Source organism: Enterobacter sp. 237C8, from assembly GCF_034106865.1.
GTDB lineage: Bacteria > Pseudomonadota > Gammaproteobacteria > Enterobacterales > Enterobacteriaceae > Enterobacter > Enterobacter asburiae_B.
On sequence record NZ_JAWNDF010000001.1, the window covers coordinates 1005873 to 1021882 of the forward strand.

The following is a 16010-nucleotide window of genomic DNA, read 5'->3' on the forward strand; positions in this document are numbered from 1 at the left end:
CTGTCAGTTCTCGATATACGGTAATCTGCGCCGCGATCCCGACGCGGGTTTTTCCGCCGCCTTCGCCATTGCTTGTGCAATCTCTGCACACTCCGCCAGCCCCTGAACGAAGGGACGATCGTGCATCAGCCACGGTATCGCGCCGAAGGCAATGCGCCCGCGAACGGCGTCAGGCGCTTTTAAGGTGTAATCCTCACCGACGTCCGGTATCTCTTCGCCCGTGGCTTCCAGCTGTTTGCGCAGCGTCGGAAAGGGCAGATCTTTCGTTTTGAGCGGTTTCTGCCCGCGCGCATCAATAAACACGTCGAAACGGTAAACGGTCTCTTGTGTGGTGATTACCGTTCGATCGCTGCCAATATCCAGCGCGTAATCGTCACCGAGCGTCGCCACGCTAATGATGCCGGCTTCGCGAAGCGCGAGCAGCCTGCGGATAGACTGCGGAGGAATGGCTGCATAGTTGTCGATGAATACGCGGGCGAGGCCTTGCTTAAAGCGCTCTCTGTCCCGTTCGTTGAGGTGGGGAACAATCTCCTGAACCACCTCATGCAGCCGAAGCACGGTATAGCGCCAGGCTACGGTGCGCCGCTCGCGTTTGTTCCGCTCCACCTCGTTGAGATTTTCTTCCGCCCAGGTGAAGGGGCCGTGCCGTTTACGATCCTCAAACCAGGCCTCACGAATGCTGTCCGCATTCTGCTTATGCAGGGATATTTTCTCACACCACGTCGGGTCAGCGAGCTGAAGCTCTTTCACCATCAGGGTAAATATGCGGTCGAGCAGGCCATTCGATCCTTTGGCGATCTCGTTTTCAACCACAAATTCGGTTAAGACCGTCAGCGGTTCATAAGGAATAGGGCAGTAAAAATCGGCTTCCGGCAGAATACCCGTTCGGGACATCAGGACAATCTTCAACGCGTCGCTGCCTTTATCCAGCACGAACTCATCGTCACGAAATTCACCGTGCTGCATCACTACCGCCATGGCCGCGTCGAGACCGCTTAACGATGTCCCCATAATACCGACGCGGCAGGGAGGGATACTGGCGTCCATCAGACCGGACCACGGGCTTGGGAAGAACGCGCGCGTGGATTCGTCCTCGTCTGGCCAGACGTGGCCGGTGGCGATAACCGCAAGGTCGAAGCGTTCAGGAAAGGCGCTGTCGTTGACGGAAAGCGTAACGCCGGTTGTCGCGGGAATGATGTCAGTGACCTTCGCAGATTCATGGACATCAACCTGAAACCCCAGCTTTCTGGCCTCTTTCACGATTGAACGAAAGCTGTCGCGAAAATACTCGCCCAGCAGAAGCCGGGGCAGGAACTGCCGGTCATGCAGGCGGGTTGTATCGACCTTAAAGCGCGCCATATGAGCTTCGCTCTGATCCTTCAGCCAGTCGAGGTAGGTCATAAAAATGGGCGGGATTTCAATGCTCGCAATGTTCGCCAGCATCAGCCGGGAATTATCGTCGTCGTTATAGGGCATACCCACGCCAGCGTCTTCGGATTGTTCAAAGATGGAAACTGAGAGCGGCTTGCTGTTTTTAAGGAGATGATAAAAAGTATAAATCCCTGTGGGGCCGGAGCCAATAATCGCGATTTTCTTCATCGACGTTCTTCCTGTTTTTTTTCCATAAGAAAAGCGTAGCAGGAGAACAATGATGAAAATAAGGGATTAGGAAAATTCAGGATATCAGAAGAGGATTTGCACCATTTCAGGACTGAAATGGTGCGTCCGAGTGGACTCGAACCACCGACCCCCACCATGTCAAGGTGGTGCTCTAACCAACTGAGCTACGGACGCAGAATGGTGCGTTCAATTGGACTCGAACCAACGACCCCCACCATGTCAAGGTGGTGCTCTAACCAACTGAGCTATGAACGCAACGTGTTGTCGGCGACAACGGGGACGAATATTAGCGGCACAGCACCGAGGTGGCAAGAGGGAAAATGCATTTTTCTCTCTGATTTCACGCGATTGCTTCATTACCGCGCAAAGTGAAGAGAAAGTAGCCGCCGGGCGGCGGCTACCGCGTCGTTAACGTGCCGCGCGTTGCAAAATGACCGTTGATGGCTGGCGCTGCAGGAAGCGCATTCGCATCATCATCATAATCGCCGCCGACGTCAGGCCGATGATAAAGCCCATCCAGAACCCTGCCGGACCCATGCGATCCACCACAAGATCGGTAAGCGCCAGGATATAGCCACACGGCAGACCCAGCACCCAGTAGGCGATGAAGGTGATAAAGAAGATGGAGCGCGTGTCTTTATATCCGCGCAGCACGCCGCTGCCAATCACCTGGATGGAGTCAGAGATCTGGTAAATTGCGGCCAGCAGCATCAGGTGCGATGCCAGCGTGACCACTTCCGGGTTGTCGTTATAGAGCAGGGCAATCTGCTCGCGTAATGCAACGGTAAAGAGCGCCGTACAGACAGCCATGCAGACGCCGACGCCCAGCCCGGTCCGGGCGGCCGTTTGCGCATCCAGCGTTGAGCCCTGGCCCAGGCGGAAGCCGACGCGAATCGTGACCGCCGCCGCCAGCGACATCGGCAGGACGAACATCAGGGAGCTGAAGTTCAGCGCAATCTGGTGCCCGGCCACGTTCACGATGCCCAGCGGGGAGACCAGCAGGGCGACCACGGCAAACAGGGTCACCTCAAAGAACAGCGCGAGGGCGATCGGCAACCCTAACTGCACCAGACGCGTCATGATGTTCCAGTCCGGCGTGCTAAATTTTTTCTCGTTGCGAATATCGCGCATGGAACGGGCGCGTTTTACAAAGGCGATCATGGAGAAGAACATCACCCAGTAAACGGCTGCTGTCGCCACGCCGCAGCCGACGCCGCCGAGCTCCGGCATCCCGAAATGACCGTAAATAAAGACATAGTTCACCGGAATGTTGACCAGCAAACCGATAAAGCCCATCACCATTCCGGGCTTGGTTTTCGCCAGGCCTTCACACTGGTTACGCGCCACCTGGAAAAAGAGGTAGCCGGGCGCACCCCAGAGCAGGGCGCGCAGATAGCCCACGGCTTTATCAGCCAGTGCCGGGTCAATGTTATGCATAGCGCGAATGATGTGGCCCGCGTTCCAGAGCACGACCATGATCAGCACGGAAACAAACCCTGCCAGCCAGAAACCCTGACGGACCTGATGGGCAATGCGCTCGCGACGACCCGAGCCATTGAGCTGAGCGATAACCGGCGTGAGCGCGAGCAGCAGACCGTGGCCGAACAGGATGGCCGGAAGCCAGATTGACGTGCCGATAGCCACGGCCGCCATATCGGTGGCGCTGTAGCCACCTGCCATTACCGTATCCACAAATCCCATTGCGGTCTGGGCCACTTGCGCGACGATCACTGGTATAGCCAGTGCCAATAGCTGGCGCGCTTCATTCATGTACTTCTGCACGTGAACACCTTTATTTTGTTGTTATTTGAGAGACTAAAAAAGCCGCCGAAACGGGCAGCAAGAAGAAAATGCAGGGGGGTGCCAGCTATTGTAGCGGGCTTTAGCTATTTATCTAGTGAAAAAATCGCCAGAAAATGCGCTCCGCTGGCAACCTCTTTTTCCAACTGTTATTGTGGTGGGATTAAACGGTGTCACCACCGTCCGGAAAAAACAGGAGTTGTAAGCATGTTTACTGGTATTGTGCAGGGCACCGCCAAAGTGGTGTCCATTGATGAAAAACCTAATTTCCGTACTCATGTTGTTGAGCTGCCGGAATATATGCTTGAGGGCATTGAAACAGGCGCGTCGATTGCCCATAACGGCTGCTGCCTGACCGTTACCGAAATTAACGGCAACCAGATTAGCTTTGATTTAATGAAAGAGACGCTGCGCATCACCAACCTTGGCGAGCTGGCGGTGGGAGATACCGTCAACGTTGAGCGGGCGGCGAAGTTCAGCGATGAGATTGGCGGCCACCTGATGTCCGGGCACATCATGACCACCGCTGAAGTGGCAAAAATCGTGACCTCGGAAAATAACCGTCAAATCTGGTTTAAAATGCAGGATCCTTCATTAATGAAATACATCCTCTATAAAGGATTTATTGGCATTGACGGGATTAGCCTGACGGTGGGTGAAGTAACGCCAACGCGTTTTTGCGTGCATTTAATTCCTGAAACGCTGCAGCGCACCACGCTGGGCGCCAAAAAACTGGGGCATCGCGTGAATATTGAAATCGATCCGCAAACCCAGGCGGTAGTGGATACGGTTGAGCGCGTGCTGGCAGCAAAAGAAGCGGCGATAATAAAGACCGCCACAGAAGAAGAATAAAAAATAACCCCGGGCATCCGGGGTTATTTTTTTAGCGTGCGACACGTAATCCGTGTTCAATCCCACGGCTGAATACCACCTGCCAGAGCTGAATATCCCGTGCGCGAAACGCCCCCGCGCAGGCATTCAGATAATAGCTAAACATCCGCCTGAATCGTTCAGAATAGTTGTCCGCAATCTCAGGCCAGGTTTCCTGAAAACGCGCATGCCAGGCCATCAACGTGGTGTCGTAATCCGCGCCAAAGTTATGCCAGTCTTCCATCACGAAATGGGGTTCACTGGCGTTGGCAATCTGGCGGACGGACGGTAAACAGCCATTCGGAAAGATGTATTTGTTGATCCACGGGTCGACGTTATTGTCGGTCCGCTTAGAGCCGATGGTGTGCAGCAGGAAGATACCGTCCGGTTTCAGATTCCGATCCACCACCTCAAAATAGGTAGCGTAGTTTTTCGGCCCGACGTGCTCGAACATGCCGACGGAAACGATCCGGTCAAACTGTTCGTTAAGATCACGGTAATCCTGCAGCCGGATATCCACATCGAGGCCCTGGCAGCGTTCCCGCGCCATTTTTTGCTGTTCCGCTGAAATCGTGACGCCGACGACGCTGACGCCATAGTGCTTCGCCATAAAATACGCCAGCCCACCCCAGCCGCAGCCGATATCCAGCACGCGCATTCCGGGCTGGAGCTGCAGCTTCTCGCTAATCAGACGCAGCTTGGCCTGCTGGGCCTCTTCAAGCGTCGACGCCTCTTTCCAGTAGGCGCAGGAGTACTGCATGAAAGGGTCCAGCATACGGCTGAACAGGTCGTTGCCAAGATCGTAGTGTTCTTTACCAACGATCCACGCGCGTTTTTTACTTTGCAGATTGAACAGTCGGGCAGAGGCGACGCGCAGGGTGTCTTTCAGATTGCGAGGGAGTTGATTTTCAAGACCGGCACGCAGCACGCTGGCGAAAAAGGTATCCAGACGTTCGCACTCCCACCAGCCGTCCATGTAGCTTTCTCCCAGGCCTAACGATCCCTCTCGCAGCACGCGTTTAAAAAAGTCGGGATGTTTAACCTGAGGATCGGATGGCGATGATCCATTGATAGTGATGCCTGCTCGACCTAACAGTTCACTGACGATCCGGGACCAGTTATCGTCCGGAACGCTGACTTCTTCTATACACGATGAACTCATAGCTTCTCCATCACCCTACTGTGATCAGAACCTTAAAACAGCGTAGACGCTTTTTTTGGTTTGTGAGAAATCTCACGGTAAATACCGCGAGGCTAATATCCGACGTAGAACAGAGGAAGGGAGATAACCCTTGCCGAAATGCCTTCCATGGTAAAACGGGAGCACTCCGGCTCCCGTTAACACTTAATATTTATCGTATTTAATCGAACCAAATTTAGTATAGGCCTCAAAATTTGGTGATTCAATAGAAAATTCTTAGCAACCTAATCACTGAAAATTAACATGATTTCTGGCGCAATCAGGCATGTGACGTTTCAACCTGAGCACTCTTTTCCTGCGCACGCTGCGCGGAGGCCTGCATGCGATAGCCCAACACCGCCAGCGCAACGGTCACCAGCATCACGCTGGTGGTGGTCAGGAGCGGCGTGGCAATCAGCGCCGATACAACCAGGCTTGCCAGGAAGCACAGCCCCAGCTGCAGGGTATTCTGCAGCGCGGCGGCGCGGCCTGTTGCCTGCGGGAAGGGACGCAGCGCCTGGGCTACAACGATAGGGTAAATCGCCCCGTTCGCGACGGCCATCACGCAGAAGGGGATCAAAATTTCGGCCAGACCGGCACCCGGAATAAAGCCAACGGCCCAGGTCCCGATAACGCTCAGCGCATACAGCACCAGCAGCCACGGCAGCATCTGCTGACCTTCCCACTTTTGCAGCGCCGCGCGACAGCCGTACCCGCCTACCAGGAATGCGATGGTCTGCGGAACATAGCTCAGGCCGATGGCTGCCGGGCTGTAACCCATATCGTGCAGAATGAACGGCGAGCCGGTGAGCCACGCGAAGAAGCTTGCCGAGCAGGCTGCATAGATCAGGACATTCCCGCGATAGGCTTTGGCGCTGAGCAGGGAAGTGAAGGTAATCGGCTTCGCGTCTGCATGTGCTTCTTTTTTATGCGCTGGCTTAAGGGCGAACGCCGGCAGCATCAATACCAGGGTAATGGCAAACAGCGTGGCGAAAATGGCCTGCCAGTCGAAATGCGCGAGGATCCAGCTGCCCAGCAGGGGAGCGAGGGCAGGTGAGAGGCCCACCAGCGGCATAATGGTAGCGAAAATACGGTTTGTGCGGTTAGCCGGATAGTAGTCGGTGACCAGCGCCTGCCAGGTCACTGCCGCGGCACAGACGCCCACGGCCTGAATAAAACGCAGCACCAGCAGCCAGGTGGCATCGCGTACCCATAACATCCCCAGGCAGCCCACGGCAAAAATGGCCAGGCCCAGCAACAGCACCGGTTTACGACCAAAGCGATCCGAGAGCGGTCCCCAGAGCAGCTGTGCGAAGGCAAAGCCGGCGAGGAATAAGCTCAGGCTGGCGCTGATGGCGGCAGCCGGGGTTTGCAAATCTTCCTGCATGGCGGCAAACGCCGGCAGGTACATATCGGTGGCCAAAAAGCCCAGCACGCTTAAGCCGCCGAGCCAGGCTAAAAAACCGTTCCTGGGTTGCATTATTTTATTCTCCTGAGGAGGCAGGTATACATTGGCGCTGAGTGTAGGGAGTGCAAAGCCGCTTGTGAAACGCTAATATTTGGCGGGTGCATTCAAAAAATTTGCAGGCAGAAAATGTGGTCAGATTATTCTCTTGAAGTGGTCGATGCTGTTGCACGTAACGGCAGCTTCAGCGGTGCGGCGCAGGAGCTGCACCGCGTCCCTTCGGCAATAAGCTACACGGTGCGCCAACTGGAGGAGTGGCTGGCGGTTCCGCTGTTTGAACGGCGGCATCGTGATGTGGAATTAACGCCCGCAGGCGCGTGGTTTTTGAAGGAAGGGCGTTCTGTTATCAAAAAAATGCAGATCACCCGCGAACAGTGTCAGCAGATCGCTAACGGCTGGCGGGGGCATCTTTCCATCGCGGTGGATAACATCGTTAAGCCGGAACGCACCCGGCAGATGATCGTCGATTTCTACCGTCATTTCTCTGACGTCGAGCTGCGGGTCTCGCAGGAGGTGTTCAACGGCGTCTGGGATGCGCTGGCGGACGGCAGGGCAGAGATGGCGATTGGGGCTACGCAGGCGATCCCGGTCGGGGGACGTTACGCTTTTCGCGATATGGGGATGCTGAGCTGGAAATGCGTGGTGGCAAGCGACCATCCGCTGGCGGCGATGGAAGGGCCGCTCAGCGATGACACGCTGCGCAACTGGCCGTCGCTGGTGCTGGAGGATACGTCCCGTTCATTGCCCAAGCGTATCACCTGGCTTCTGGACAACCAGCGGCGGGTGGTGGCCCCTGACTGGGAATCGTCGGCGACGTGCCTCAGCGCCGGGCTGTGCGTCGCGATGGTGCCCGTTCATTTCGCGCGTCCGCGCATCGATACCGGAGAGTGGGTTGAGCTGACGCTGGAGAATCCGTTCCCGGATGCGGCCTGCTGCCTCACATGGCAGCAAAATGACGTCTCGCCTGCGATGGCCTGGCTGCTGGATTATCTGGGAGACAGCGAAACGCTGAACCGGGAATGGTTACGGGAGCCAGCATAGCTGGCCCCGTAAAGCGATTAACGACGGTAGTCGCGGAACGGACCGTCCGCAACGGAACGGCGTTCGATAAGACGCGGGTGAACTTCAATAGACTGCGACTCTTCGCGTTTGTTGACGATCCTGTCCATCAGCATGTTGAAGGCCGTTTCGCCCAGCGAATCTTTCGGCTGGTGAATGGTGGTCAGCGCCGGGGTGAAGAAACGCGCGTTACGCACGTTGTCATACCCGATCACGGAAATATCCTGCGGTACGCGCAGGCCCAGCTCGTCGGCAGCGCATAGCGCGCCCATGGCCATAATGTCGCCCCCGCAGAACACGGCGGTCGGACGGTGCGGCTGGGAGACGATCTGCTGCATCGCGCGGTAGCCCGATTCCGGCTCAAAGTCACCCTGCACAATCCAGTTTTCCGGCACGTTGATCAACGCTTCTTCCATCGCTTTCATAAAACCGGCCAGACGGCCCGCGCCGGTGTTGCGCTCCAGCGGACCGGGGATCACGCCAATCTCGCGGTGGCCGCGTTCGATCAGATAACGACCGGCCATATAGCCGCCTTCAAAGGCGTTATCGATAACGGAATCGGTAAAGTCTGCGCGCGCTTCGCCCCAGTCCATCACCACCATCGGAATATGGCGATACTCTTCCAGCATCGACAGCACGGATTCCGGGTACTCGGAACACATCACCAGCAGGCCATCAACGCGCTTTTGCGCCATCATCGACAGGTAGGCACGCTGTTTTTCAATGCTGTTCCACGCGTTGCCCAGAATCAGGGTATAGCCTTTCTGGAAGCAGTTCTTTTCGACCGCTTCAATGATCTCGGCAAAATAGGCCGCTTCACTGCTGGTCGCCAGCAATCCAATGGATTTGGTGTGATTAACCTTGAGGCTACGCGCAACCGCACTTGGCGAATAGTGCAGCTCTTTGATCGCTGCCCAGACGGCGTTGCGCGTCTCTTCCGCCACAAAGCGGGTTTTGTTAATTACATGTGATACGGTTGTAGTGGAAACGTTTGCGCGTTTTGCTACGTCTTTAATTGTTGCCATTAAATGTCACTCCAGACCATATCCTAAGCTCCTGAAAAACTTGAAGGTAAACGTTTGCCTTCTCTCACCCTTATCTCGCAATCTTGAATTGCGGCACGCCGGGAAAACGACACGGGACGTCAGGAGGGGGTCAATGGCCGGTACGCTAATAAATTTAGCGTGGAATTTTGTCCTATCTTGATGAAAAGGGGAAGAGGTAAAGTGGTTATCAGTATAAATCCAGGAAGATTTTTGACGTAATCTGTGCAAAAATGAGCAAGCTCACTTTTCGTGTGGGGATTAAAAGGAGAAAAATTGATGAGTTCCGATCTTAAGTTTTCGCTGTTCACCACCGTTGTTGTGCTGGCTCTGATTGTTGCGGCCGGTCTGACGGCTGCGCTGCACTGATTTACGCGGAGGGAGAGCCTTCTCCCTCCCGACTCCCCGGATTGTTACTTCTCTGGCAAAAATCTTTTGCCATTTTGTTAACTTCTCATTTTTTGTGATTGATGTCATGCTTTCTGCTTCTTTGTTCTGTGTCACCACATGACACGGCATCCGGAGTTGACGCATGAAAATCAATTATCCCCTGCTGGCCCTGGCGATTGGCGCTTTTGGGATTGGCACCACTGAATTCTCCCCGATGGGGTTACTGCCTGTTATTGCCCGCGGCGTAGATGTCTCTATCCCTGCGGCAGGGATGTTAATCAGCGCCTACGCTATCGGCGTGATGGTCGGGGCGCCGCTGATGACGCTTCTTCTTTCACACCGCGCGCGCCGCAATGCGCTGATTTTCCTGATGGCGATTTTCACCCTGGGCAACGTGCTTTCGGCCATTTCGCCGGACTACACCACATTGATGCTGTCGCGCATTCTGACCAGCCTTAACCATGGCGCGTTCTTTGGGCTGGGATCGGTTGTGGCTGCCAGCGTGGTGCCAAAACACAAGCAGGCGAGCGCCGTAGCAACCATGTTTATGGGGCTGACGATTGCCAATATCGGCGGGGTGCCTGCGGCAACCTGGCTGGGAGAAGCGATCGGCTGGCGTATGTCTTTCCTGGCGACGGCCGGGCTGGGCGTGGTTGCAATGGTGGCGCTGTTCTTCTCCCTGCCGAAAGGAAGCGCCGGAGAACGTCCGGAAGTGCGTAAAGAGCTGGCGGTGCTGATGCGCCCGCAGGTGCTCTCCGCGCTGCTCACCACCGTGCTGGGGGCAGGGGCGATGTTTACCCTCTACACCTATATTTCACCGGTACTGCACGATATCACCCACGCAACGCCTCTCTTCGTTACCGCGATGCTGGTGCTGATTGGCGTGGGCTTCTCGATCGGCAACTATCTGGGCGGGAAATTTGCCGACCGTTCCGTGAGCGGGACGCTGAAGGGCTTCTTAACCCTGCTGATCGTCATCATGGTTGCCATTCCGTGGCTGGCGCGTAATGAGTTCGGGGCCGCGATTGCGATGGTCGTCTGGGGAGCCGCCACTTTCGCCGTGGTGCCGCCGCTGCAGATGCGCGTGATGCGTGTGGCGCACGAGGCGCCGGGACTTTCATCTTCCGTGAATATCGGTGCGTTTAACCTGGGTAATGCCCTGGGCGCGGCGGCCGGTGGGGCCGTGATTTCAGGTGGTCTGGGGTACAGCTTTGTGCCGGTGATGGGGGCGATTATTGCCGCGCTCGGCCTGCTGCTGGTGATGATGTCGGGTCGTAAACAGCCTGAAGCAGCCTGCGCTGCGGAATAAACCAAAAACGCAGAAGGGCGAACCCTTCTGCGTGTCTCTTACGCGGCGAAGTTCTTCGCGACAAAGTCCCAGTTAACCAGTGCCCAGAAGTGCTCCAGGTAGTTCGGGCGCGCGTTGCGGTAGTCAATGTAGTAAGCATGTTCCCACACGTCCACGGTCATCAGCGGCTTAGCGCTGGTGGTCAGCGGGGTGCCCGCGTTAGAGGTGGACACGATAGCCAGTTTGCCATCCGCCTCTTTAACCAGCCACGTCCAGCCAGAACCGAAGTTCTTGATGGCTGCATCGGTAAATTTCGCTTTGAAATCCGCGAAGCTGCCAAATGCGGCGTTGATAGCGGTAGCCAGTTCACCGGCAGGTTCACCGCCGGCATTCGGCGCCAGGCAGTGCCAGTAGAAGGTGTGGTTCCACACCTGAGCCGCGTTGTTAAAGACGCCACCCTCTGAGCTGCGGACGATCTCTTCCAGCGTTTTGCCTTCAAAATCGGTGCCCTTGATCAGATTGTTCAGGTTGGTGACGTACGTCTGGTGATGCTTGCCGTAATGATATTCCAGGGTTTCCGCAGAAATGTGCGGCGCCAGGGCGTCTTTTGCATACGGTAGTGCAGGTAATTCGAACGACATTGCTTCTCTCCTTATTGTATTTTGTGTTGCCAATAACCACACAGACAACATGGACAGGATAGCAAATTGAAAGGGTATGCAAAAGAGGAACTTACCCTGCCACGGATGCGGCAGGGCAGGGGTTAGCGAATGGTTTTTGGCGTCATCACGCGACGCGCGCCGACGTAGTGGCGTACCCAGTAGTCTTCACTGAGAGAGGTGATCTGAATATCCTGGCCGCTACGTGGAGACTGGATGAACTTCCCGTTGCCGACGTACACGCCAACGTGGTCAGCCGTGCCGCGACCCTGAGTGCGGAAGAACACCAGATCGCCGTTTTCCAGCTCACCGCGGTCAACCGGTGAAGCATCGCGCAGGTGGTACATCTCATTGGCGGTGCGAGGAATGCGGAATTTGACAAGATCTTTATAGGCGTAATAGACGAGGCCGCTGCAGTCAAACCCGGTACGCGGCGAACTGCCACCCCAGTGATAAGGTTTGCCAATCTGCCCCATCAGTTTGTTCATCGCGGTTTTTTGCGCTTTCTGTACACGCACTTTATGCACTTCCGCTATTTTCGTGACCTTCGTGCATTTCGCCTTGTGGCCTTTACGCGTGATGCATTTTTCAGTAACGAGGTTAGCGGCGGTTTGCGAAGCTTTACTTTTAGCGGAGTGGGCAGTGCGGGAAGGTTTTGTTTTCGTCTTGCTGGAAGCGGTCTGTTTCGTCTGAGCCGGTGTTTTTTTCTTGTCGTTCTTAGCGGTGGTTTTTTTCTTACGTTCTGTGGCTTTCACCAGATGGTTTTTTTGTACAGCAGAATGCCGCGCCTGCTGAGAGGCATTTGCCACTGGCGTGAAAGTGAGTGAAGTAAACAGTAAAGCACAGAGCGTGATCGAGATTTTATTTATCCGCGCCACTGGGCAGTCCCCTGATAAATGCAGGTCATCAATAATACCCGCGTGTGATTTACAAAGCCCGTCGATTCTAATCTATAAAAACCCAGAAAGTTAATAGCATTTTTCAATCTACAATCGTGTTTCGTTAGCAAGTGCAAAAAAATTCATCGTTCTGTCGCACATTTGCCCACTCCCTAAGCAAAACCCTGACCGTCGCAGGGGTAAACACCATTTGCAATGCAACTTTTCGTGACTCGGGGTAGAATGTATAAACGTGACAAAAATGTTATTTTCCGATGCCAGTCTGAACCGCTACAATGTCAGACGAATGCCGTAACAGAAGTTAAAGGAAGCAAGACATGAGCACCACTATTGAAAAAATCCAGCGCCAGATCGCTGAAAACCCGATTCTGCTGTATATGAAAGGCTCTCCGAAGCTGCCAAGCTGCGGCTTTTCCGCACAAGCGGTTCAGGCGCTGTCAGCCTGTGGTGAGCGTTTTGCTTACGTTGATATCCTACAGAACCCGGACATCCGCGCTGAGCTGCCTAAGTACGCTAACTGGCCGACTTTCCCACAGCTGTGGGTTGACGGTGAGCTGGTTGGCGGCTGCGATATCCTGATTGAAATGTATCAGCGCGGCGAACTGCAGCAGCTGATCAAAGAGACGGCGGCGAAGTACAAAACCGAAGAGCCGGACGCAGAGTAATTTTCTGCGCAAATAAAAAAGCGACCTGATAAGGTCGCTTTTTTTTATTCTTCGCTGTCGCCCATCGGCAGCGGCCAGCCGCCCAGACGCTTCCAGCGGTTGACGATCTCACAGAACAGCTCTGCGGTGCGCTCCGTGTCGTATAAAGCGGAATGCGCCTGCGTGCCGTCAAAAGGTATACCCGCCGTGATGCAGGCTTTAGATAACACCGTTTGTCCCAGAGCCAGGCCGCTCAGCGCGGCGGTGTCGAAGGTCACAAAAGGATGGAAGGGGTTGCGTTTGAGCGCGGCGCGCTCCGCGGCGGCCATGGTAAAGCTGTGATCGAAGGTGGCGTTATGGGCCACCATGATGGCGCGGCTGCAGTTACTCTCTTTCATGCCTTTACGCACCATTTTAAAAATGGCGTGCACCGCATCATATTCACTGACTGCGCCACGCAGCGGGTTGTGCGGGTCGATACCGTTAAACGCCAGCGCTTCCGGCTGTAAGTTTGCCCCTTCGAAAGGTTCAACGTGGAAATGCAGCGTGGTGTCCGGTGTAAGCCAGCCCTGTTCATCCATCTTCAGCGTGATGGCGGCAATTTCGAGCAGCGCATCGGTTTTAGCGTTAAATCCGGCTGTTTCTACATCAATGACAACGGGATAAAAACCACGAAAACGGTCGCACAGACCGCTAAATTGAGCGTTATCGGACATCAGGGTCTCTTACAAGGGGAAAAAGCAGAGCGCATTATGGCAAATTTTGCAGGGTGATGCAGTAAAACTACGGGCGCATGTTGCGCCCTGAGGGATCAGTTGCCCAGACCGCGACCCGCGTCTTTGGCTTCAATCAGTTCGATTTTGTAACCGTCGGGATCTTCCACGAACGCAATCACGGTGGTGCCACCTTTTACCGGACCCGCTTCGCGCGTAACGTTACCGCCGCTGCTGCGAATGCGTTCACACGCTTCGGCCGCGTTGTCCACTTCCAGCGCGATGTGGCCGTAGGCGGTGCCCAGCTCATAGCTGTCTACGCCCCAGTTGTAGGTCAGCTCGATCACCGCTTCATCCGTTTCCGGGCCGTAACCCACGAACGCCAGCGAGTATTTGTATTCCGGGTTTTCGCTGGTGCGCAGCAGCTTCATGCCCAGGACGTTAGTGTAGAAATCAATGGAACGTTGCAGGTCGCCAACGCGCAGCATGGTGTGAAGTAGGCGCATAATTTCCTCATTAACCAATGGAATAGACTGTCTTTTTGAACAGAAACGATGTTTTAGTATAGCGGCGAAGTATCGCCGCTATCAATGAACAATGGCGAGATTACAGAGAAGGGTAGTCGGTGTAGCCTTCCGCGCCGCCGCCGTAGAAGCTTTCCGGGCGCTGCGGATTCAGGGCCGCTTTTTTCTGCAGACGGGCAACCAGATCCGGGTTGGCGATGTAGTCGCGGCCAAACGCGACGGCATCGATCAGCCCTTTGCCGATCAGGTCTTCGGCTTTCTCCGGGGTATAAGCCCCCGCACCGATGATCACCCCGTGGAAACGCTCGCGCACTTTCTGACGGAAAGCGTCCGTGTAAGGCTTACCGCCTGCCCAGTCCGGTTCGGACATGTGCAGATAGGCGATGCCGCGCTTAGCCAGTTCTTCGATCAGGTACAGGGCATCGGCTTCTTCGTTCGGACCGTTGTCGACGTTCTGGAAAGAACCGATTGGGGAGACGCGGATCCCGATACGATCCGGGCTCCACTCCTGGCATACGGCGTCAACCACTTCCAGCACCAGGCGAGCGCGGTTTTCGACGCTGCCGCCGTACTGGTCGGTGCGGTGGTTGGACGACGGTGACAGGAACTGGTGCAGCAGGTAGCCATGGGCGGAGTGCAGTTCAATCAGGTCAAAACCGGCTTCACGGGCGTTAGCCACGGCCTGGCGGAAGTCGTTCACGATACCTGGGATCTCGTCCAGCTCAAGCGCGCGCGGCATAGAGGTATCCACGCGGATCGCATTGCCGTTTTCATCACGCAGGGAAGTACGGGTATTTGCGCTCAGGGCCGAAGCGGAGACCGGAGCCTGGCCGCCAGGCTGAATGCTGCTGTGGGAGATACGACCGGTATGCCACAGCTGGACCGCAATGCGACCCTCTTCAGCGTGAACGCCCGCGGTGATTTTCTGCCATGCGGCGATCTGTTCCGGGCTGTGAAGACCCGGCGCACCCGCATACCCTTTAGCCTGAGCGGAAATCTGCGTGGCTTCGGTGATGATCAGGCCAGAGCTTGCGCGCTGACGATAGTATTCACCCATCAGTGGGGTTGGGATGTCGCCCGGTTCAATGCTGCGCAGGCGGGTAAGTGGAGCCATAAACACGCGGTTTGGCGCAGTGACGGCACCTACTTTCAGTGGGGTAAATAATTTTTCAGCGGACATAAAGACTCCTGAGTAGACCAGTCGACTAGTAGTTGGGTAAATAAAAACGCCTGTTAAATGCCAGGCGCAGTAATGCTGTTTTTCACATGTGCCAGCGCGCTTTCCAGCGGCACGGCACTGCGCGAGATTTTTGCCTGCAGGTTAGCGCCTAGCCAGAGCGCATATAACACCTGCGCCTGGGTTAACGGCTCGCCGGAAAAGGCCAGCGTTTTTTCATCGCGGCCTTTCTCCAGCGCCTGGGCCAGGAGGGCGATAACGCCGCGGGCACCTTTATCCATCGCCGTGCGCATATCTTCAGAAAGATCGCACACTTCTGCAGACAGCTTAACGGTCAGGCAACCGCTGATAATGCCCTGCTGACAGAACTGGTTCAGCGTTTCCTGATAGTAGTTCAGAACACGATCCCGGTAGTTACCTTCACCCGACGCAAAGTGGGTCGCCAGGCGCTGGTGGTAGCCAGCATAATGACGCTCCAGCATCGCTACGCCAAAAGCCTCTTTGGACCGGAAGTAGTGATAAAACGACCCCTTCGGTACCTCAGCGGTTTTTAAAAGCTCGCTCAACCCCATACCGGTAAACCCGCGATGCATGCAAAGCTGCTCGCCGGTTGCCAGTAAATGTTCGCGGGTATCGTGTTCAGTATTTCTGCTCATGGCCGCACTCTAATAGACCGTTC

16 protein-coding genes and 2 tRNA genes are annotated in these 16010 nt (G+C 55.5%); 5 read left to right on the forward strand and 13 right to left on the reverse strand.

Translation table 11 applies throughout. The annotated features are described in order from the left end of the window. Nucleotides 1–3 precede the first annotated feature (3 nt). The 4 genes from USF70_RS04930 to mdtK form a co-directional block, all read right to left on the reverse strand. The gene (locus USF70_RS04930) at nucleotides 4–1599 is read right to left on the reverse strand and encodes an FAD-NAD(P)-binding protein (RefSeq protein WP_320735331.1); all 1596 of its coding nucleotides are present in this window, start codon (nucleotides 1597–1599) and stop codon (nucleotides 4–6) included. Nucleotides 1600–1717: 118 nt separating this feature from the next. Then, nucleotides 1718–1794: transfer RNA gene (locus tag USF70_RS04935), tRNA-Val, on the reverse strand. A gap of 4 nt (nucleotides 1795–1798) precedes the next feature. Then, nucleotides 1799–1875: transfer RNA gene (locus USF70_RS04940), tRNA-Val, on the reverse strand. A 153-nt stretch (nucleotides 1876–2028) separates the two neighbouring features. Further along, entirely contained in the window at nucleotides 2029–3402 is a 1374-nt protein-coding gene (gene mdtK / locus USF70_RS04945; RefSeq protein WP_087822431.1) for an MdtK family multidrug efflux MATE transporter, read from the reverse strand. Between the two features lie 225 nt (nucleotides 3403–3627). Between mdtK and USF70_RS04950 the strand changes: the two genes are divergently transcribed. Further along, on the forward strand, nucleotides 3628–4272 hold the full coding sequence (locus USF70_RS04950) for a riboflavin synthase (protein WP_033145316.1): 645 nt from the start codon (nucleotides 3628–3630) through the stop codon (nucleotides 4270–4272). Nucleotides 4273–4303: 31 nt separating this feature from the next. On the opposite strand, the gene cfa is transcribed toward USF70_RS04950, so the two are convergent. After that, nucleotides 4304–5452 carry a cyclopropane fatty acyl phospholipid synthase gene (cfa, locus tag USF70_RS04955; RefSeq protein WP_023335428.1) on the reverse strand — a complete coding sequence of 383 codons (1149 nt, stop codon included), beginning with the start codon at nucleotides 5450–5452 and terminating at the stop codon, nucleotides 4304–4306. A 298-nt stretch (nucleotides 5453–5750) separates the two neighbouring features. After that, on the reverse strand, nucleotides 5751–6950 hold the full coding sequence (gene punC, locus USF70_RS04960; protein WP_094935192.1) for a purine nucleoside transporter PunC: 1200 nt from the start codon (nucleotides 6948–6950) through the stop codon (nucleotides 5751–5753). A gap of 114 nt (nucleotides 6951–7064) precedes the next feature. Here punC and punR point away from each other — a divergent pair, with 114 nt between their 5' ends. Further along, on the forward strand, nucleotides 7065–7976 hold the full coding sequence (gene punR / locus USF70_RS04965) for a DNA-binding transcriptional activator PunR (protein WP_023311350.1): 912 nt from the start codon (nucleotides 7065–7067) through the stop codon (nucleotides 7974–7976). A 17-nt stretch (nucleotides 7977–7993) separates the two neighbouring features. On the opposite strand, the gene purR is transcribed toward punR, so the two are convergent. Then, nucleotides 7994–9019, reverse strand: a complete 1026-nt coding sequence (purR, locus tag USF70_RS04970; RefSeq protein WP_023335431.1) for an HTH-type transcriptional repressor PurR — start codon at nucleotides 9017–9019, stop codon at nucleotides 7994–7996. A 297-nt stretch (nucleotides 9020–9316) separates the two neighbouring features. Here purR and USF70_RS04975 point away from each other — a divergent pair, with 297 nt between their 5' ends. Together USF70_RS04975 and USF70_RS04980 are read left to right on the forward strand one after the other, a co-directional pair. After that, nucleotides 9317–9406, forward strand: coding sequence for a YnhF family membrane protein (locus tag USF70_RS04975; RefSeq protein WP_008500596.1), 90 nt, complete (start codon nucleotides 9317–9319; stop codon nucleotides 9404–9406). 163 nt (nucleotides 9407–9569) lie between these two features. After that, nucleotides 9570–10736 (forward strand): MFS transporter, encoded by a 1167-nt coding sequence (locus USF70_RS04980; RefSeq protein ID WP_033145318.1) that lies wholly within the window; start codon nucleotides 9570–9572, stop codon nucleotides 10734–10736. Between the two features lie 38 nt (nucleotides 10737–10774). Here the strand turns inward: USF70_RS04980 and sodB are convergent, their stop codons facing one another. Next, a complete protein-coding gene (gene sodB / locus USF70_RS04985; protein ID WP_023311353.1) occupies nucleotides 10775–11356 on the reverse strand; it encodes a superoxide dismutase [Fe] in 582 nt (193 codons plus the stop codon). A 122-nt stretch (nucleotides 11357–11478) separates the two neighbouring features. Then, nucleotides 11479–12252: a C40 family peptidase gene (locus USF70_RS04990; protein ID WP_023311354.1), complete on the reverse strand. Its 774-nt coding sequence runs from the start codon at nucleotides 12250–12252 to the stop codon at nucleotides 11479–11481. Nucleotides 12253–12590: 338 nt separating this feature from the next. Between USF70_RS04990 and grxD the strand changes: the two genes are divergently transcribed. Continuing rightward, a complete protein-coding gene (gene grxD, locus USF70_RS04995; RefSeq protein ID WP_003832760.1) occupies nucleotides 12591–12938 on the forward strand; it encodes a monothiol glutaredoxin 4 in 348 nt (115 codons plus the stop codon). Nucleotides 12939–12982: 44 nt separating this feature from the next. On the opposite strand, the gene rnt is transcribed toward grxD, so the two are convergent. The 4 genes from rnt to USF70_RS05015 form a co-directional block, all read right to left on the reverse strand. After that, nucleotides 12983–13633, reverse strand: coding sequence for a ribonuclease T (gene rnt / locus USF70_RS05000; protein ID WP_320735332.1), 651 nt, complete (start codon nucleotides 13631–13633; stop codon nucleotides 12983–12985). A gap of 95 nt (nucleotides 13634–13728) precedes the next feature. Continuing rightward, nucleotides 13729–14136, reverse strand: coding sequence for a lactoylglutathione lyase (gene gloA / locus USF70_RS05005; RefSeq protein ID WP_063142959.1), 408 nt, complete (start codon nucleotides 14134–14136; stop codon nucleotides 13729–13731). 100 nt (nucleotides 14137–14236) lie between these two features. Beyond that, nucleotides 14237–15334 carry an alkene reductase gene (locus tag USF70_RS05010; RefSeq protein WP_023311356.1) on the reverse strand — a complete coding sequence of 366 codons (1098 nt, stop codon included), beginning with the start codon at nucleotides 15332–15334 and terminating at the stop codon, nucleotides 14237–14239. A 53-nt stretch (nucleotides 15335–15387) separates the two neighbouring features. Then, complete coding sequence (locus tag USF70_RS05015; RefSeq protein WP_047061657.1) at nucleotides 15388–15987, reverse strand: TetR/AcrR family transcriptional regulator; 600 nt, start codon at nucleotides 15985–15987, stop codon at nucleotides 15388–15390. Nucleotides 15988–16010 lie beyond the last annotated feature (23 nt).